The sequence below is a fragment of the Janthinobacterium agaricidamnosum genome (genome assembly GCF_003667705.1).
Lineage (GTDB): Bacteria > Pseudomonadota > Gammaproteobacteria > Burkholderiales > Burkholderiaceae_D > Janthinobacterium.
In genome coordinates, this window is sequence record NZ_CP033019.1 from 673,526 (window position 1) to 690,159 (window position 16,634).

Sequence of the window (16,634 nt, forward strand, 5' to 3'; positions counted from 1 at the left end):
GCGGGCGCCGGCAAACTTCACACTGTGCACCGATACGACCTGATTAGCTGTCATGACTGCGGCGTGCTGTACCGCAAACGTCCGCTGCGCCCCCGCGAAAAGGCGCGCTGCATCCGTTGCCGCTCGGTGCTGTACCGCGGCGCTTACGCGCGGGGCGCATCGGCCGAATTGAGCAAGGTGGTGGCGCTCACCCTGGGCGCCGCCTTTGTCTTCCTGATCGCCCAGTTTTTCCCCATCGTCGAACTCGACGTCAATGGCCTCACTTCCAGCGCCACCTTGCTCGGCTCCATCCGCGTGCTGTGGTACGAGCAGATGCACATCGTGGCGACGATGGTCTTCCTGTTTACCATCCTCTTTCCCGCCATCGAACTCGGTTCGCTGCTGTATGTGGCGCTGGGCCTGCGCGGCGGCGTCAAGGTGCCGGGCTTTAACCGCGTGCTGCGCGCCGTGCAGACGGCGCGCGAATGGGGCATGACGGAGGTGCTGATGATCGGCATCCTGATCACCGTTGTCAAGATGACCAGCCTGGCCACGGTGCTGCCGCAACCGGGCTTGTTCGCGTTTGGCGCGCTCACCGTGCTGCTGGCCATCGTCGTCTCGTTCGACCCCAAGGCCCTGTGGAACCTGGGCGACGACCTGACCCGGCAAGCGCTGCCCGGCATCCGCTACAAGGCTTTCGCGCCCGGTGAAAAGGTGGTGCCCTGCCATGCCTGCGGCCTGGTGGCGCCGCCTGCGGGCAAGGGCAGGCACCTGGCGTGCGTGCGCTGCGGCACGGCCCTGCACGTGCGCAAACCGGACAGCATCAACCGCACCTGGGCCTTGCTGATCGCCGCCATGATCCTCTACATTCCCGCCAACCTGCTGCCCGTGATGGTCACGCAATCGCTGTTCGGCACGCAGGACGACACCATCATGAGCGGCGTGGTGCTGTTCTGGACCAGCGGCTCGAAGGGCCTGGCCATCATCATTTTCATCGCCAGCGTGGTCGTGCCCATGCTCAAGCTGGGCGTGCTGGCGCTGCTGGCGTTCACGGCGCAGCGGCGTTCGCGCTGGCGGCCGCGCCAGCGCACCATCTTGTACCGCATGGTCGAATTCATCGGCCGCTGGTCCATGCTCGACATCTTTGTCGTCACCCTGACGGTGGCGCTGGTGCGCTTCAAGTCGCTGGCCGTGATCACGGCGGGACCGGGCGCGCTGGCCTTTGGCGCCGTGGTGGTGCTGACCATGCTGGCGGCGATGCAGTTCGACCCGCGCCTGATCTGGGACCCCGTCGACGGGCAGGTGCCTGGCGAGGAAGAACCCGTGGTGGTGGCAAATACCGGAAACAATACAGTGATTGGAGAACAGCATGTCTGACAAAGAAGCGGGCGGCCTTGCCGAAACGGGTGGCCAGGGCGTCCCCCCGTTGCCGGAACCCGATGTGGAACAGGGCAGCCGCTGGCTGCCGTCGCTGGTATGGCTCATTCCGCTGCTGGCAGCGCTGATCGGCGCCGGCCTGGCCGCCAAGTCCATCCTCGACCAGGGACCCACGGTGACGGTCAGCTTCAAGAGCGCCGAAGGCCTGGAGCCGGGCAAGACCAAGGTCAAGTACAAGGATGTCGACATCGGCCAGGTGCGCGCCATCACCCTGGGCGACGACTTGAGCAAGGTACTCGTGACGATCGACATGAGCAAGGAAGCGCGCCGCTTCGCCACCGCCGATTCGCGCTTCTGGGTGGTGCGCCCGCAGATCGGCGCCAGCGGCGTGACGGGCCTGGGCACCTTGCTGTCGGGCGCCTACATCGGCGTCGACACGGGCAAGTCGGAGCAGAAGAAGGAGAGCTTCATCGGCATGGAGAGTCCGCCCGCCGTGGCGGGAGACCAGAAGGGCAAGCTGTACACCCTGCATGCGGACAGCCTCGGCTCCGTCGACGTGGGCTCGCCCCTGTTCTTCCACCGCCTGAGGGTGGGCAAGGTGGTCAGCTTCGCGCTGGACAAGGATGGCAACGGCATCACCATGTCGGTCTTCGTGAATGCGCCGTACGACCAGTTCGTCGGCAAGGATGCGCGCTGGTGGCATGCCAGCGGCGTTGACGTGCGTCTCGATTCCAACGGCTTCAAATTGAATACGCAATCGCTGGCTGCCATGCTGGTGGGCGGCATCGCCTTCGAGGCGGAAAACGGCCGCAAGCCCGTCGAACCGGCACCGGCCGGCACCAATTATCGCCTGGCGGCCGACGAGGCGAGCGCCATGCGCGAGCCCGATGGCGAGGCGATCACCACCGTGTTCTATTTCGACCAATCGCTGCGCGGTTTGCAGCCCGGCGCCACGGTCGATTTCCGCGGCATCGTGCTGGGCGAGGTGCGCTCGGTCGGCATCGAGTTCGACCCCGTGAAGAAGAACTTCCGCATGCCCGTCACCGTCAACCTGTACCCGGCCCGCCTGGGCATGCGCTTCAAGGCCGCCGTCGACGATGAGGAAGGCTCGGCCGGCCACCAGCTGCTCGAACGCATGGTCAGCCGCGGCTTGCGCGCGCAGCTACGCACGGGCAACCTGCTGACCAGCCAGTTGTATATCGCGCTGGACTTCTTCCCGAAAGCGCCGAAGGTGGCGCTCGATCCGAACAGGTATCCGCTGGAAGTGCCGACCGTGCCGAACACCCTCGATGAATTGCAGACGCAGATCGCCAGCATCGCCCGCAAGCTCGATCAGGTGCCGTACGCGGAGATCGGCAATAACCTGAACGCCACGATCAGGCAGGCCAATACCCTGTTCAAGCAGCTCGATGGCCAGGTGGTGCCGGAAATGCGCGATACCCTGACGGCGGCGAAACAGACGTTCGGCACGGCCGAACAGGTGCTGCAAAAGGATTCGCCGCTGCAGTCGGACGTGCGCCAGGCCTTGCAGCAGCTGACGCAAACCCTGCAATCGCTGAACGCGCTGTCGGATTACCTGGAACGCCACCCCGAGTCCCTGATCCGCGGTAAAAAAGGAGATGAAAAAAAATGATGAAGCCGATGTTTTCCGCGCTGCTGGCGGCCAGCCTGCTGGCTGCCTGCTCCACGCCCCAGCCCGAGCATTTCTATACGCTGAGCGGCGGCGCCGACGCGCAGCCGGCCAAGCCCGTGAAATACTATGTCGAGGTGCTGGCCGTCAGCGTGCCGCAGCAGGTGAGCCGCAACCAGTTTGTCGTGACGGCGCCGTCGGGCCGCATCGAATTGCTGGAGCAGCAGCGCTGGGCGGGGCCGCTGGCCGGCGAGATCGGACAGGCCCTGTCGACGGCCGTGACGAACGACCTGGGCGCCATCGACGTGTTCCGCACGCCGCATCCGGACAATCTGCCCGTGTACCGCATCAGCACCAACGTGCAGCGTTTCGAGTCCGTGATGGGCCAGTATGCGCTGATCGATGCCGTGTGGAGCGTGCGCCAGCTGGCCAGCAGCAAGGTGGTCACTTGCCGCACGATCGCCAATGAAAAGGTGGGCGCCGGCTATGATGAACTGGTGCTCGGTCACCGCCGCGCCGTGAACCGCATCGCCGCCGATGCGGCCAGCGTCGTGCGTGCTTTTGACAACGGCAGCGCCGCCTGCCCGGCCGCCTGAGCCGCTTTCCGCTACCCAGTCCCGGCGGCCGCTGGTAAAATGCGGCCATGGGAATGACCTTGTTCACGCGCCGCTTCGCCGCCTGGATCGCCTGTTTCGCGATCCTGCTGGCGGCGCTCGCGCCATCGATTTCCCGGGCCGTCGCCAACGCCAAACAGGAATCCGGCTCCGGCTGGGCGGAAATCTGCTCGGTGGCCGGCATCCGTTTTGTGCAGCTTGATCAGGCCGATTACGGCGCCGCCGATGGCAAGTCCGGCGGCAAGGCCATGCAGATGGAGCATTGCGCCTTCTGTTCCACGCATGCGGGTTCCGTCGGCCTGCCGCCGGCCAGTCCAGTGCTGCCGCTGCTTGTGGCCAGCGGCACGGCCATCTTCCCGGCCCTGTACTACCAGTCCCCATCCCCGCTGTTCATCTGGTCCACCGCGCAGTCGCGCGCGCCGCCCGGTCTCATTTAAGTTTTTGCATTTTCAATGCTGGCGCTGTCCACCTTGCGGTGTGACGCCCCGCATCCGCACACTTAAACGAGAATCACATGAACAAGAAATTATTGATGCTGGCGGCAGCCATCGCCCTGGCCTATCCCTGCGCGCAGGCGCAGCAACTTGACCACGCCATCGACACGGTCGTCGTTTCCGGCTCGCGCGCGCAATCGTGGCTGTCCGAGACGCCGCAGGCGATCGGCGTCGTCAATGCCAAAACGCTGGAGCGCGACAAGCCCAGGACCATGGGCGATATCCTCAACCGCATCGCCGGCGTGTACTGGAATGACCTGGGCAACGAGCAGCACAGCATGAGCATCCGCCAGCCCATCGGCACGAATGCCGTCTACCAGTACCTGGAAGACGGCATACCCATCCGCCCGCTGGGCGTCTTCAACCACAACTCGCTCAACGAGATGAACATGGCGGGCGCCAGCGGCGTGGAAGTGGTGAAGGGCGCCGTCTCGTCGCTGTACGGCAGCAATGCCGTGGGCGGCGCCGTCAATTTCCTCACGGCCGGCGCCAGCGCCACGCCGACGGCAAGCGCGGGCGTGCGGCGCGACAACGTGGGCGGTTTCACCCGCTACGACACGGCCGCCAGCGATACCTGGGGGCCGCTGGGACTGCGCTTTTCCCATTACAGTTCGCGCCGTTCGCGCGACAACTGGCAAGAGTACAGCTATGGCGACAAGGATTCGTTCTCACTGCGCGCCGACTATGCGCTCGGCCCCGCGTCGCAGCTGCGCGCCACCCTCGTGCACACGGATCTCGATGCCGCCATGACGGGCAGCCTGTTCGAGAACGATTACCGCAGCAATCCCGGCAAGAGTCTCAATACATTCACCTACCGCAAGGACAAGACCACGCGCATGAACCTGGCGTGGGAGGGCGCGACGACAGCCAATGGCACGAGCACCATCACCGTGTTTACACGCAAGAACGACCACGGGCAGATTCCCGCGTATTCCATCGGCAACTGCGCGGGGCTGCTGTGCAAGGGCGTCATCAACAACAACCATGTCGATTCGCTGGGGCTGGACGTGAAACACCAGCAGGAATTCGCGTGGCTGCGTTCGCGCCTGGTCGCCGGTGTGTACGTGGACAAGAGCGACAATCCCTTTGTCAGCGACAATCTCTCCATCGTGCGCGATGCGGCCACGGGCCGCTATCTGCGCTATACGCTGGCCAACGCGTCCAATCCGCAGGGCGTGCGCGATTACCAGACGGACATTTTGAACACGGCCATCTTCGCGCAGTGGGAATTTTCTCCGCTGGCGGGCACGCGCGTGGTGCTGGGTGGACGCTCGGACGCCATCCGCTACGACTATCATAACAATCTGGCGCCCGTCGGCAGCGTCAACTACGGCGCGCCCGACGAGTCGCGCAGCTTTTCGCATGTGAGCCCGAAGCTGGGCGCCACCTACGCCATCGGCCATGCGGGCAGCGCATATGCGAACGTCAGCCAGGGCTTTACCCCGCCCGAAGTGAGCCAGCTGTATGGCAAGACGGGCATTGCCGACCTGCAGCCGTCCGTCTACAACAACTATGAACTGGGCCTGCGCTGGGCCTTCCTGCAGGGCCGCTTGAAACTCGACACGGCACTGTACCGGCTCGACGGGCGCGACACCATCGTCAGCTACACGCTTTCGCCGGGCAACAGCGAAAACCGCAATGCGGGACGCACGCGCAGCGAAGGGCTGGAGCTGGGTTTGAACTACGACAGCGGGCCGTTCGACGCGCGCTTCGCCACGGCCATCGCGCGCCACCGCTACCTGCGCTACCAGGTCTCCAGTACCCTCGATTACAGCGGCCGCATCATGCCGCAGGCGCCGCGCGACATCACCTCGTTCGAGATCGGCTACAAGCCCGTGACCGGCGCGCGTATCGCCCTCGAAGCCGTGCATCAGGGCCGCTACTGGATGAACAACGCCAACACGGTGGAGTATGGCGGCCACGCCTTGCTGAACCTGCGTGCCAGCTACCAGCTCGCGCGGGGCCTGGAAGCGTGGGCGCAGGTGCGCAATATGGCCGATAAGCGCTATGCCGATTCGGCCAGCAGCAGCTATGCGGGCACGGGCAGCTATGCGCCGAACAGCCAGAACCAGTACACGCCCGGTGCGCCGCGCAGCGTGATGCTGGGCCTGGGCTATACCTATAACGGACTGTGAGGCTGGCCATGGACGATCACACCTTTCTTATCGCACGGCGCAAAAGCCTGTACTGGCGCATCCACTTCTGGGCCGCGCTGATCGCCTCGCCGTTTGCGCTGGTGGCCACCCTGACGGGCATTTTGTATGTGTTCACGCCGCAGATCGAGGCGCGGCTGTACCAGCACCTCGACCATGTGGCGCCGCAAGCGTCCATGCTGCCGCTGGACGCCGCCGTGGCGGCCGCGGAACGGGCGGCCCCGCATGGCTGGACGGTGCAGCACGTGGTGCCGCCGTTTCAGCAGGACGACGCGGTGCAGGTGGCGTTCGCGCCGCCCGGCGGCGCGCCCGATGAACATGCGGGCCATGGAGGACATGCCGCACCGGTCAAGCCGAAGTTCGGCCTGCCCGCGCAAGCCGTGATCGTCTACGTGAATCCGTATGACGCGCGCGTGCTGGGCAGCCTGGCCAGCAGCGAACGTTTCGGCAACTGGGCGAAAAAGCTGCATTCGCGCCTGCTGCAAAACGATGGCTGGCGCTGGATGATCGAGCTGGCCGCCAGCTGGCTGATGGTGATGCTGGTGACGGGCGTGGTGCTGTGGTGGCCGCGCGGCGCGCAATCGGGCTTGCCGAAGCGGGGCGCGCAGGGCCGCAACGGCTGGCGCCAGTGGCATGCTTTTCTCGGCGTGGCGCTCGGCATCGTCAGCGTCGTGATCCTGACGACAGGATTGACGTGGAGCCAGCAGGCGGGCGGGCGCATCCGCACGCTGCGCGACGTCAGCGGCCAGGCGCCGCCGCCCGTGCCGCGCGGCCTGCACTCAAGCGAAGAGGGCGCTCCGCTCGACTGGCAGGATGCGTGGCAAGTGGCGCGCAGTCACGCGCCCGCCATCGCCGTGCAGCTGACGGCGCCGGTCAGTCAGGACGATGTGTGGCGCGCCACCATGGCCGACCGCAGCCAGCCCACCTTGCGCTTCGACCTGCAATTCGACGCCTACAGCGGCAAGCCTTTGTACTATGCGGGCTGGGACGCGCAGACGGCGTTCGGCAAGGCCACCGCCATCGGCATCCCGTTCCACCGCGGTGAATTCGGCTGGTGGAACCAGGCCTTGCTGCTGCTGTTCGGCGCCAGCGTGCTGTTTTCGCTGGTGTCGGGCTGGGTGATGTTCTTCAAGCGGCGCCTGCCAGGCTCGCTGGGCTTGCCCAAGCTGCTGCCGGGCGCCTGGACGTCGCCGTCCGCGCTGGCCTGGCTGGTGGCGGCCGGCATGTGCGCGCTGATGCCGCTGCTGCTCGTGTCGGGCGGCATGCTGGTGCTGCTGGAATTGGGGTTGGCAAAATGTGGGCCGCGTGTCGGCCGCATGTGGCTGCGCTAGAATAAGGGATGCGGCCAGGCTCGTTGCCAAGGGCCGCGCCTTTGTAATGGCTGAACCATGGTATTCATCGATTTTCCCGCCTTGTCCGCACTGGCCGCCGCGTCGGCCGGTGTCACGCAAAAATGCAGTTGCTGCACCGTTCCGCTCGATGCCTGGCAGCGGCTGCCCACGTCGCTGGAACTTGACCGTTTCGAGGAGGTCGGCACCCTGCGCGCAGATCCGTACGCGGAACCGACGTTTGACGAGTACCACCCGCACGGCACGCGCTACGACAGCGTCGACGCGCCCATCGCGCCGCGCTTTTATCCCGCGAACCTGAGCCAGGTGGCCCGCTGCCTGAACTGCGGCCGCCACTACCTGCGCTACAACGAGGCGGGCGGCTATTTCACGGAGCTGCGCATCCGCGCGCTGCGCCCGGCATTGCTGGCCGATGCACCGCTGTCAAAGTGAGGGCTACAGGCTTTCCTTGACGTGCGCGATGCCGTGTTCATCGTAGATCGAGTACACGGCAGCGAGAAGGTTTTCCAGTTCCGGCGAGCGGTCCATATGCCGCATGCTGAATAAAATGGGCGAGAACGCATGCTTGTCGTCCAGCTTGCGGTACACGACGTTCCGGTGATGCATGGCCTGCACGCTTTCCGGCACGATGGAAATGCCCTGGCCGGCCGCCACCAGTCCCATGGAAATCTGCAGCTCGCGCACTTCCGTGACGGGACCGGGTGTGACATTGCCTTCGCTGAACATGGCCAGCACCTGGTCGGCAAAGCTGGGGCGCGGCGCTTTCGGATACACGAGCAGGGTCTCGTGGATCAGGTCTGTCAGGCGCAAGCCGCCTTCACCCTTGGCCAGCCGGTGGCCGGGCGGCAGGGCCACCACCAGCCGCTCTTCGCGCAGCAGGATGCGGCGGATGCTGGGGTCTTCGCTTTTCAAGCGTCCGAAACCCACGTCGATGCGGCCTTCCTTCAGGGCCTTCAACTGCTGCACCGTTGTCATTTCATGCAGGGTCACGTCGACCTCGGGATGGCGTTCGCAAAAGCGGTGCACGATGTCGGGCAATTCCCCATACAGCGTCGAGGCGACGAAGCCGATCGACAGGGTGCGTTCCAGCTTGCCCACGCGCTGCGTCATCGCCTGCAGGTCGCGCACCTGGTCGAGCAGGGGCCGTGCATGGGCGAGGAAAAACTCGCCCGCTTCCGTCAGCCGCAAGGGCCGCGAACCTTTTTCGATCAGCGCCACGCCCAGCGTTTCTTCCAGCTGCTGCATCTGTCGGCTCAGCGGCGGCTGCGCGATATGCAGGCGCGCGGCGGCCCGCGTGAAGTTCCTTTCCTCTGCGACCGCAACGAAGTAGCGCAAGTGCCGTAATTCCATCTTCATACCTTTCAGGTATAGGTTTGATACCAACTCGGTGTTGGACGTGGGGGCATTCGGGGAATATCGTGTCACCACTCCACAGAATTATACGGAATAAATATGATTCAAAATATCGAGACCTACCTGGTCGATGTGCCAACCATTCGTCCGCACCGGATGTCCGTCGCCACCATGAATACGCAAACCCTGGTGCTGGTGCGGCTGCGCTGCGCCGACGGCATCACGGGCTGGGGCGAGGCCACCACCATCGGCGGCTTGAGCTACGGCGGCGAAAGCCCGGAAAGCATCAAGACGAATATCGATACCTATATCGCGCCGCTGCTGGTCGGCATGGAAGCGAGCGCAGTGGCCAAGGCCATGGCCCTGGTGCGCAAGGTCATCCAGGGCAACCGCTTCGCCAAGTGCGCGATCGAGACTGCGCTGCTCGATGCGCAGGCGCGCCGCCTGAACGTACCGCTGTCGGAATTGCTGGGCGGCCGCGTGCGCGATGCGCTGCCCGTGGCCTGGGTGCTGGCCAGCGGCGACACGGCGCGTGATATCGCCGAAGGGGAAAAGATGCTGGACCTGCGCCGCCACCGCATCTTCAAGCTGAAGATCGGCCTGCGCGACGTGATGGACGATGTGGCCCACGTGCTGGAGATCAAGCGGGCGCTGGGCGAACGGGCCAGCGTGCGGGTTGACGTCAACCAGGCCTGGAGCGAGACGGACGCCGTGCGCGGCATCGCCGCGCTGGAAGCGGGCGGCATCGACCTGATCGAACAACCGGTGAAGGCGGGCAACCGTGCCGCGCTGGCGCGCCTGAAGCAGCGCTTCGACGTGGCCATCATGGCCGACGAAGCCTTGCACGGCCCCGCCGATGCGCTGGCGCTGGCGCAGGCCGACGCGGCCGACGTGTTTGCCATGAAAATCACCCAGTCGGGCGGCTTGCTGCCCGCGCTGGAAGTGGCCACCGTGGCGCGCCTGGCCGGCGTGGGCCTGTACGGCGGCACCATGCTCGAAGGCGGCGTCGGCACGGCCGCCACGGCCCATGTCTGCTCGACGTTTGCGGAACTGGCCTGGGGCACGGAACTGTTCGGCCCCTTGCTGCTGACGCAGGAAGTCTTGCGCGAGCCGCTCGTGTACCGCGACTTCATGCTGCAGGTGCCGACGGGGCCTGGCCTGGGCGTCGAGATCGACCTGGACAAGCTGCGTTCCATGCAACGCCAATAAGGAGAAACCATGTTATTCCATGTACGCATGAACGTGAACCTGCCGTTGAACATGCCCGCCGAGCAGGCGGCGCAGCTAAAGCAAACGGAAAAGGAACTGGCGCAGCGCCTGCAGCACGAGGGCAAATGGCGCCACCTGTGGCGCATCGCCGGCCAGTACGCCAACGTCAGCGTCTTCGACGTGGACAGCGTGGACGAGCTGCATAATTTGCTCACTTCGCTGCCGCTGTTCCCCTACATGCAGATCGACGTGATGCCGTTGTGCCGCCATCCTTCGTCGGTGCGCGGCGACGATTCCTGAGGAGACATGCGATGACGCAGATAGGCAACGACACTGCCGGGAAAACGTGCGAGGTGGACGGTATCGGCCTGCATTACCGCACGGATGGCGAGCGCGGCAAGCCCTGCCTCGTCCTGTCGAATTCCCTCGGCACGGACCTGTCCATGTGGGATGCGCAGGCGGCCGCGCTGGCGGGCGACTTTTTTGTCGTGCGTTACGATACGCGCGGCCATGGCCAGTCCGCCAGCGGCGGCGCGCCGTTCGACATCGGGCGCCTGGGCCTGGACGTGGTGGCGCTGCTCGATCACCTCGATATCGCGCGCGCCGCCTTCTGCGGCATTTCCATGGGCGGCTTGATTGGCCAGTGGCTGGGCATACACGAGCCGCGGCGCTTGACGCAGCTCGTGCTGGCGAATACGGCGGCGCGCATCGGCGGCGCCGCGCCGTGGCAGCTGCGGGCGGAACAGGTGCGCCGCGACGGCATGGCCGCGGTGGCCGACAGCGCCGCCGCGCGCTGGTTCACGCCCCAGTTTATCGCGCGTGAAGCGGACACGGTGGCGCGCCTGGTCGGCATTTTGCGCAGCCAGGATGCCGGCGGCTACGCGGCCTGCTGTGACGTGCTGGCCCAGACGGACTTGCACGCCGGCGTCGGCACGATCAGCGTGCCCACCCTGATCATCGCGGGCGAGCACGATCCCGTGACCACCGTCGACGACGGGCGCTGGCTGCAGCGGCAGATCGCGGGCGCCCGCCTGGCAAGCGTGCCCGCCTCGCATATCTCGAACGTCGAAGCGGCGGACTTGTTCACGGCGCAGTTGCGGACCTTTTTGTTGTGAGGCTTGCTGTACCGTATAGGTATGGCAGGAATTTGACTTTCCCCTGAGCACCGCCACCGGCTCGTCCGGCATGGGGCAGGGGAAGCTTTCTTGAAAAATAATAATAAGAAAAGCAGACTTGGAGTAGACGGATGGAAAACAGATTGATCATCATCGCTGCGATCACGGTGGGCTATTTCGCCCTCATGTCGTACATTACCTACAGCGTGCGCAAGCATGCCAACAGCGCCGAGGGCATGACGGCGGGCGGGCGCAACTATCCCGCTTACCTGATCGGCGCGCTGTTATTGTCGGAATTCATCGGCAGTTCCGTCAGCATCGGCACGGCCCAGAAGGGCTATGAACTGGGCATTTCCGCCGCCTGGAATCTGGTGGCGCTGTCGCTGGGCTTCTTGCTGCTGGCCATCGTGCTGGTCAAGAAATACAAGGAAAGCGGGCAGTCGACGATTTCCGGCATCCTGGCGCAAACGTATGGCGAACCCGTGCGCTATGCGGCGTCCATCCTCACCATCGTCGCGCTGAGCATCGTTGCCGTGGCCTTGTATGCGAGCGGCGGCGCCGTGCTGGCGGCCGTGCTGCACATCAACAAGACGGTGGCCATCTTGCTGGTGGGCGCCATCACCGTGATCTATGTCAGCCTGGGCGGCATGCGCTCGGTCGTGTACACGAATTTTGCCCACTCCATCGTCAAGTATCTGGGCGTGATCCTGGCGCTCGCGTATGCGCTGGAAGCCTCCGGCGGCATCGGTGCGCTGCAGGCGCAGCTGCCCGCCAAGATGTTCAACTGGGTCGAGATCGGCTGGGGCCAGATCATCGCCTGGATGATCGGCGGCATCGGTTCCATCTTCGCCACGCAATACGTGATCCAGGCCCTGGTCAGCACGGACAACCCGGCCGTGGCCAAGCGCGCCTGCTATTACGTGTCCTCGCTGATGATCCCGTTCGGCCTGATGGCGGCCCTGATCGGCATGTGCAGCGCCGTGCTGTATCCGGGCATGAAGTCGATCGACGCCTTTCCGACATTGATCGCCCACATGCCCGCGTTTTCCGCCAGCATCATGATCGTGGGCCTGGCCGGCGCCCTGTTCGGCGGCATTTCCGCCACCACCCTCGCATCGGCCACCCTGGCCATGAAGGATTTTTATGACCCCTGGTACAACAAGGCAAAGAATGACGCGAAATCGCTGATGTTCCTGCGCATCGCCATCGTCGTGGCCGGCCTGCTGCCGCTGGTGCTGGCGCTGTATGCGGAAAAACTGCTGATGATCGCCTTCCTCGGCAAGGCCCTGCGCGCCACCCTGGCCGTGCTGGTGCTGATGGCCTTCTATGCGCCGAAATTCGGCACGCCGCGCGGCGCCTTCGTCGGCGTGATCGTTTCCGTGATCGCCACCATCGGCTGGTTCCTGGCGGGCAATCCGTATGGCGTCGACAGTTCCTACCTGGCGCTGGCCGGCCCGCTGCTGACCATGGGCATCAGCCACCTGTTCAAGCCGGCGCACGCTGTGGCGAAGCCGGCATCGTCGTCGCGCCGCTAGGTCAGACCAGTCCCGTCATGTAATAGAGGGCAATGACGAGGAACACGGCCACCGTCTTGATGACGGTGATGCCGAAAATATCGCGGTAGGACTGGCGGTGGGTGAGGCCCGTGACGGCCAGCAGGGTGATCACGGCGCCATTGTGCGGCAAGGTATCCATGCCGCCGCTGGCCATGGCCACCACGCGGTGCATGACTTCGAGCGGGATATGCGCCTGTTGCGCGGCCTGGATAAAACTGTCCGACATGGCGGCCAGCGCAATGCTCATGCCGCCCGATGCCGAGCCCGTGATGCCGGCAAGGGTCGTGACGGAGACGGCCGCGTTGACGAGGGGATCGGGCACGCTGCGCAAGGTGTTGCTGACGGCAAGAAAGCCGGGCAGGGCGGCGATGACGCCGCCAAAGCCGTATTCGGACGCCGTATTCATGGCCGCCAGCAGGGCGCCGCCCACGGCCGCCTTGGTGCCTTCGGCAAAAGCGGCGCGGATACGCCCGAAGGCCGTTGCGCACACGAGCAAAATCCCCAGCAACAAGGCGCCTTCCACGGCCCAGATACCGGTCACGGAAGCGATCGCCGTGGATACGGGCGCATGCAGGCCCGGCAGGGCCTCGGCGGTGAGTACGTAGCTGGCGCCATACCAGTGCGGGATCAGCTTGGTCAGCGCAAAGTTGGCCACGCCCACCAGTACCAGAGGTGCCACCGACAGCAGCGGATGGGGCAGGGCACCCGCGTCGGCCGTGGCCTTTTCGGCCTCGGCCCCATACCCTTCGCCCGTCGCCATGACGGAACGGCGACGCCATTCCAGGAAGGCCAGTCCCATGATCACCGTCAGCACGGCGCCGATGGTGCCCAGCCATGGCGCGGCCCAGCCGGTCGTGTTGAAAAAAGTGGTGGGGATGATGTTCTGGATTTGCGGCGTGCCCGGTAAAGTATCCATGGTGAACGAAAACGCGCCCAGGGCGATGGCGCCCGGCATCAGCCGCTTGGGGATATTGCTCTGGCGGTACAGTTCCGCCGCAAATGGATAGACGGCAAACACCACCACGAACAGCGACACGCCGCCATAAGTCAAGGCGGCGCACACGGCAACGATCACGGCATTCGCGCGCGCGCTGCCGATGTAGCGGATGGCCGCCATGACGATGGACTGGGAAAAACCGGACAGCTCGATGAGTTTACCGAACACGGCACCGAGCAAAAAGACGGGGAAATACAGCTTGATGAAGCCCACCATCTTTTCCATGAAGATGCCGCTGAAGACGGCCGGCACGGCGGACGGATCGGTGAGCAATACGGCACCGAGTGCGGCGACGGGCGCAAACAGGATCACGCTGTAGCCGCGGTAGGCGGCCAGCATCAGGAAGGCCAGTGCGGCCAGAACTATCAGGAAAGACATCGGTCAGGCCCTTGCGCGAGAAGTGATCAGGACATTAATGATGTAATTAATATCATATTTCTCGGCAACACACCAACGCGCAGGTCAAGGTACGGGCAGCTTAAGCCGGCACAGCAAGGGGAAACGGCTGGTCGGGGTGAGAGGATTCGAACCTCCGGCCTCTGCGTCCCGAACGCAGCGCTCTACCAGGCTGAGCCACACCCCGCTTACTGTTATTACAGCAGATGGCGGGGCGGGTTTCAAGCGGCTGCATCAAGGTCTATTTCTTTTCCTGCTGGGCTTTCTTGATTTCCGCTTCGCTGACCTTTTTCGCCGGTGCATTCGTTGCCGGCGAAGCAGGGGCCTTGCGCGTGGCATTGGCTTGCGCCATGACGGCGGCGCAGTCCGTGTCGGGTGCCTTGTCGACGTTGATCAAAGGCAATAGGGCGGCCAGCGGCGTGACGGCGGTGGCCAGGGCCACGGCGGCGCCTGCTTTCAGGGCCAGCGGGCCTTTTTGCGGACCCACGTCCGGGTTCTTGAACGTGCCTTTCGCATACAGCGGCGTGCGCAGGGTGATGATGCGGGCGCCCTTGGTGCGGGGGCGCACGTCGAGGTCCAGGGTTTCTGTTGCCAGGTTGACGTTGCCCGTGATATTCACCACGGCCGTGTCCGTATCGAGCACGAAGCGGCGCACGTCGGCCTGGCCATTCGTGACGGCGAAATCGCTGGCCAGGCAGTTCAGGTGCACCTGCTTGTCGCCGAAGATTTTCACGAAGACGGCGTTGGCCAGGTTCAGGCCGGCCAGTTCCAGCATGAACTGGCTGACGGAGCCTTCGCTGACGGTGGCCGCCAGTTCGCCATTCGCGCTGGCCAGCATGGCGGAAATGGAATTGCCGTGGCCCGTCAGCGCCGCATCGCCATATACTTCACCGAAGCTCGCCTGCATCGATTGCAGCTTGGGAAACAGTTCGCGAATCTTGAGGTGGCGCGCCGCCACCTTGGCTTGCGCGGCGATGGTTTTTTGACGGCCGTCGAGCGTGATGTTCGAGGTGATGTCGCCGCCGGCCATGCCGAAATTGAGCGGCGTTAAACTCAGCACCTTGTCTTTCATGTGGATGTTGGCGACGATGTCGTTGAGCGGGATATCGTGCGTGCGCACCAGTTTCTTGCCCGTAAATTTCACGTCGGCGTCGAGCGCATCCCATTTCGCCGTATTGAACTGTTCCACCGGCAAGGCTTTATTGTCGGGCTGCACGGGCGCCTTGCCGCGCGCCTGTTTCCGCGCATTGCTGTCGGCGCCGATGGTGGGGCCCAGGTCTTCCAGGCGCAATTGCTGCGACGTCACCTCGCCGCGCAGCAAGGGGCGGGGCTGGCGCGACAAATACTGCAGGGTGCCGGCCAGGTCGCTCTGGCCCACCGTGCCCTTAAAATTCTGATAAGTCCAGTTCCAGCTGGCGCCGTCCTTCTTGCCCAGCAGGCGGCCTTTGGTGGCGTAGTCCGGCGTTTCCGGCAGCAGCAGGCCCGTCAGCGGGTACAGGTCAGCCATGCTGGCGCCGGCCAGGCTCAGCTGCAAATCGATGCCGGACAGCGAGCGCGGGTCGGTCAGGGTGCCATCGATGCTGGCCTTGTTCTTGCCCAGTACGGCATGCGCTTGCACGGGATACACGGTGTTATTGTCGGTCAATGACAGCACGGCGCCCGCCTTGCCGCCGCCCGTCACGGGCGCCTTGCGGTAGCTGCCGCCCAGGGTGAAGGCGATGCCGTATTTCTGCACGGGAGCGTTGCCTGACGCATCGCCCGGCGTGGCGTCGGGCGCCGTCGAGCTGACCTTGGCTTGCACGTCGAGCGCGATGCCTTCGTCCAGGTAGCGGATGGCGCCGTCGCCGAAGGCCATGCGCTGGATTTCCACGTCCCATGCCGAAGGACCGTTATCCTTCAAGGTCCAGCTGTTGCTGCCGTCGGCGCGCCGCTGCAAGGCGATATTGGGTGCGTCGAGCGCCAGGTCCGTCAGCACCACGCGGTGCTGCAACAGGGGCAAGGGATGGATGGCCAGGTCGATGCGTTTCGCGCTGGCCAGTTGCGGGCCGGCTGTCGCCCAGTCCGGGTTGCTCATGCGCACGTCGTGGGCGCTGATGACAGGCCGCGGCACGTAGCGGCGCCAGCCCGGTTCCGTTTTCAGGCCTTGCTTCCACGTCACCTGCAGGTCGCCGCCGATGACGAAGCTGCGGCCCGTGCTTTCCGACACTTTTTCGTTGATGTAGGGACGGGCGCGGTTCCAGTCGAAGGTCAGCACGAAGATGGCCACGATGGCGATGAGGGCAAGCAAGGCGGCCAGGCTCCAGCCGAGGATGTTGAGCGGGGTTGAGCGTGTCATGGGAATGCCGATCGCAGTGATTTTTCATCAAGGTAGACCGATAGGCCGGGACAGTCGGTGCGCTGGGTTACGTAAGA

At 64.7% G+C, this 16,634-nt stretch carries 14 protein-coding genes and 1 tRNA gene; 11 read left to right on the forward strand and 4 right to left on the reverse strand.

Annotation, left to right across the window (positions count from 1 at the left end; all coding sequences use genetic code 11):
• Nucleotides 1-63 precede the first annotated feature (63 nt).
• The 7 genes from D9M09_RS03115 (at nt 64) to D9M09_RS03145 (ending at nt 8,028) form a co-directional block, all read left to right on the forward strand.
• On the forward strand, nt 64-1,356 hold the full coding sequence (locus tag D9M09_RS03115) for a paraquat-inducible protein A (RefSeq protein ID WP_430886685.1): 1,293 nt from the start codon (nt 64-66) through the stop codon (nt 1,354-1,356).
• Entirely contained in the window at nt 1,349-2,989 is a 1,641-nt protein-coding gene (locus D9M09_RS03120) for an intermembrane transport protein PqiB (RefSeq protein WP_070219293.1), read from the forward strand. Before D9M09_RS03115 ends, D9M09_RS03120 begins: the two co-directional genes overlap by 8 nt.
• Nucleotides 2,986-3,582 (forward strand): PqiC family protein, encoded by a 597-nt coding sequence (locus D9M09_RS03125; protein ID WP_240453537.1) that lies wholly within the window; start codon nt 2,986-2,988, stop codon nt 3,580-3,582. The genes D9M09_RS03120 and D9M09_RS03125 overlap by 4 nt, the downstream gene beginning before the upstream one ends.
• Nucleotides 3,583-3,629: 47 nt before the next feature.
• Nucleotides 3,630-4,037 (forward strand): DUF2946 domain-containing protein, encoded by a 408-nt coding sequence (locus D9M09_RS03130; protein WP_240453538.1) that lies wholly within the window; start codon nt 3,630-3,632, stop codon nt 4,035-4,037.
• A 77-nt stretch (nt 4,038-4,114) separates the two neighbouring features.
• Nucleotides 4,115-6,229, forward strand: coding sequence for a TonB-dependent receptor family protein (locus D9M09_RS03135; RefSeq protein ID WP_240453539.1), 2,115 nt, complete (start codon nt 4,115-4,117; stop codon nt 6,227-6,229).
• A gap of 8 nt (nt 6,230-6,237) precedes the next feature.
• Nucleotides 6,238-7,578 carry a PepSY-associated TM helix domain-containing protein gene (locus D9M09_RS03140; protein WP_121668559.1) on the forward strand — a complete coding sequence of 447 codons (1,341 nt, stop codon included), beginning with the start codon at nt 6,238-6,240 and terminating at the stop codon, nt 7,576-7,578.
• Nucleotides 7,579-7,635: 57 nt separating this feature from the next.
• A complete protein-coding gene (locus tag D9M09_RS03145) occupies nt 7,636-8,028 on the forward strand; it encodes a hypothetical protein (protein ID WP_121668560.1) in 393 nt (130 codons plus the stop codon).
• 3 nt (nt 8,029-8,031) lie between these two features.
• Here D9M09_RS03145 and D9M09_RS03150 read toward each other — a convergent pair whose 3' ends face one another.
• On the reverse strand, nt 8,032-8,946 hold the full coding sequence (locus tag D9M09_RS03150; protein WP_070291203.1) for a LysR family transcriptional regulator: 915 nt from the start codon (nt 8,944-8,946) through the stop codon (nt 8,032-8,034).
• A gap of 102 nt (nt 8,947-9,048) precedes the next feature.
• Here D9M09_RS03150 and D9M09_RS03155 point away from each other — a divergent pair, with 102 nt between their 5' ends.
• From D9M09_RS03155 to D9M09_RS03170, 4 genes are all read left to right on the forward strand, one after another.
• On the forward strand, nt 9,049-10,158 hold the full coding sequence (locus tag D9M09_RS03155) for a muconate/chloromuconate family cycloisomerase (protein WP_121668561.1): 1,110 nt from the start codon (nt 9,049-9,051) through the stop codon (nt 10,156-10,158).
• A gap of 9 nt (nt 10,159-10,167) precedes the next feature.
• On the forward strand, nt 10,168-10,458 hold the full coding sequence (gene catC / locus D9M09_RS03160) for a muconolactone Delta-isomerase (RefSeq protein WP_070291119.1): 291 nt from the start codon (nt 10,168-10,170) through the stop codon (nt 10,456-10,458).
• 11 nt (nt 10,459-10,469) lie between these two features.
• The gene (gene pcaD / locus D9M09_RS03165) at nt 10,470-11,273 is read left to right on the forward strand and encodes a 3-oxoadipate enol-lactonase (RefSeq protein ID WP_121668562.1); all 804 of its coding nucleotides are present in this window, start codon (nt 10,470-10,472) and stop codon (nt 11,271-11,273) included.
• 131 nt (nt 11,274-11,404) lie between these two features.
• Nucleotides 11,405-12,808: a sodium:solute symporter family protein gene (locus D9M09_RS03170; RefSeq protein WP_121668563.1), complete on the forward strand. Its 1,404-nt coding sequence runs from the start codon at nt 11,405-11,407 to the stop codon at nt 12,806-12,808.
• Between the two features lies 1 nt (nt 12,809).
• On the opposite strand, the gene D9M09_RS03175 is transcribed toward D9M09_RS03170, so the two are convergent.
• The 3 genes from D9M09_RS03175 to D9M09_RS03185 form a co-directional block, all read right to left on the reverse strand.
• Nucleotides 12,810-14,204, reverse strand: a complete 1,395-nt coding sequence (locus tag D9M09_RS03175) for a GntP family permease (RefSeq protein WP_121668564.1) — start codon at nt 14,202-14,204, stop codon at nt 12,810-12,812.
• A gap of 128 nt (nt 14,205-14,332) precedes the next feature.
• Nucleotides 14,333-14,409 (reverse strand) — tRNA-Pro (locus D9M09_RS03180).
• Between the two features lie 54 nt (nt 14,410-14,463).
• On the reverse strand, nt 14,464-16,557 hold the full coding sequence (locus tag D9M09_RS03185; protein ID WP_121668565.1) for an AsmA family protein: 2,094 nt from the start codon (nt 16,555-16,557) through the stop codon (nt 14,464-14,466).
• Nucleotides 16,558-16,634: the final 77 nt, after the last annotated feature.

Bases quoted from the DNA above. Each gene is read 5' to 3' on its own strand.
- D9M09_RS03170 (WP_121668563.1), top strand. From the start codon at position 11,405: ATGGAAAACAGATTGATCATCATCGCTGCGATCACGGTGGGCTATTTC.
- D9M09_RS03130 (WP_240453538.1), top strand. From the start codon at position 3,630: ATGGGAATGACCTTGTTCACGCGCCGCTTCGCCGCCTGGATCGCCTGT.
- pcaD (WP_121668562.1), top strand. From the start codon at position 10,470: ATGACGCAGATAGGCAACGACACTGCCGGGAAAACGTGCGAGGTGGAC.
- D9M09_RS03175 (WP_121668564.1), bottom strand. From the start codon at position 14,204: ATGTCTTTCCTGATAGTTCTGGCCGCACTGGCCTTCCTGATGCTGGCC.
- catC (WP_070291119.1), top strand. From the start codon at position 10,168: ATGTTATTCCATGTACGCATGAACGTGAACCTGCCGTTGAACATGCCC.
- D9M09_RS03155 (WP_121668561.1), top strand. From the start codon at position 9,049: ATGATTCAAAATATCGAGACCTACCTGGTCGATGTGCCAACCATTCGT.
- D9M09_RS03120 (WP_070219293.1), top strand. From the start codon at position 1,349: ATGTCTGACAAAGAAGCGGGCGGCCTTGCCGAAACGGGTGGCCAGGGC.
- D9M09_RS03125 (WP_240453537.1), top strand. From the start codon at position 2,986: ATGATGAAGCCGATGTTTTCCGCGCTGCTGGCGGCCAGCCTGCTGGCT.
- D9M09_RS03145 (WP_121668560.1), top strand. From the start codon at position 7,636: ATGGTATTCATCGATTTTCCCGCCTTGTCCGCACTGGCCGCCGCGTCG.
- D9M09_RS03150 (WP_070291203.1), bottom strand. From the start codon at position 8,946: ATGGAATTACGGCACTTGCGCTACTTCGTTGCGGTCGCAGAGGAAAGG.
- D9M09_RS03185 (WP_121668565.1), bottom strand. From the start codon at position 16,557: ATGACACGCTCAACCCCGCTCAACATCCTCGGCTGGAGCCTGGCCGCC.
- D9M09_RS03135 (WP_240453539.1), top strand. From the start codon at position 4,115: ATGAACAAGAAATTATTGATGCTGGCGGCAGCCATCGCCCTGGCCTAT.
- D9M09_RS03140 (WP_121668559.1), top strand. From the start codon at position 6,238: ATGGACGATCACACCTTTCTTATCGCACGGCGCAAAAGCCTGTACTGG.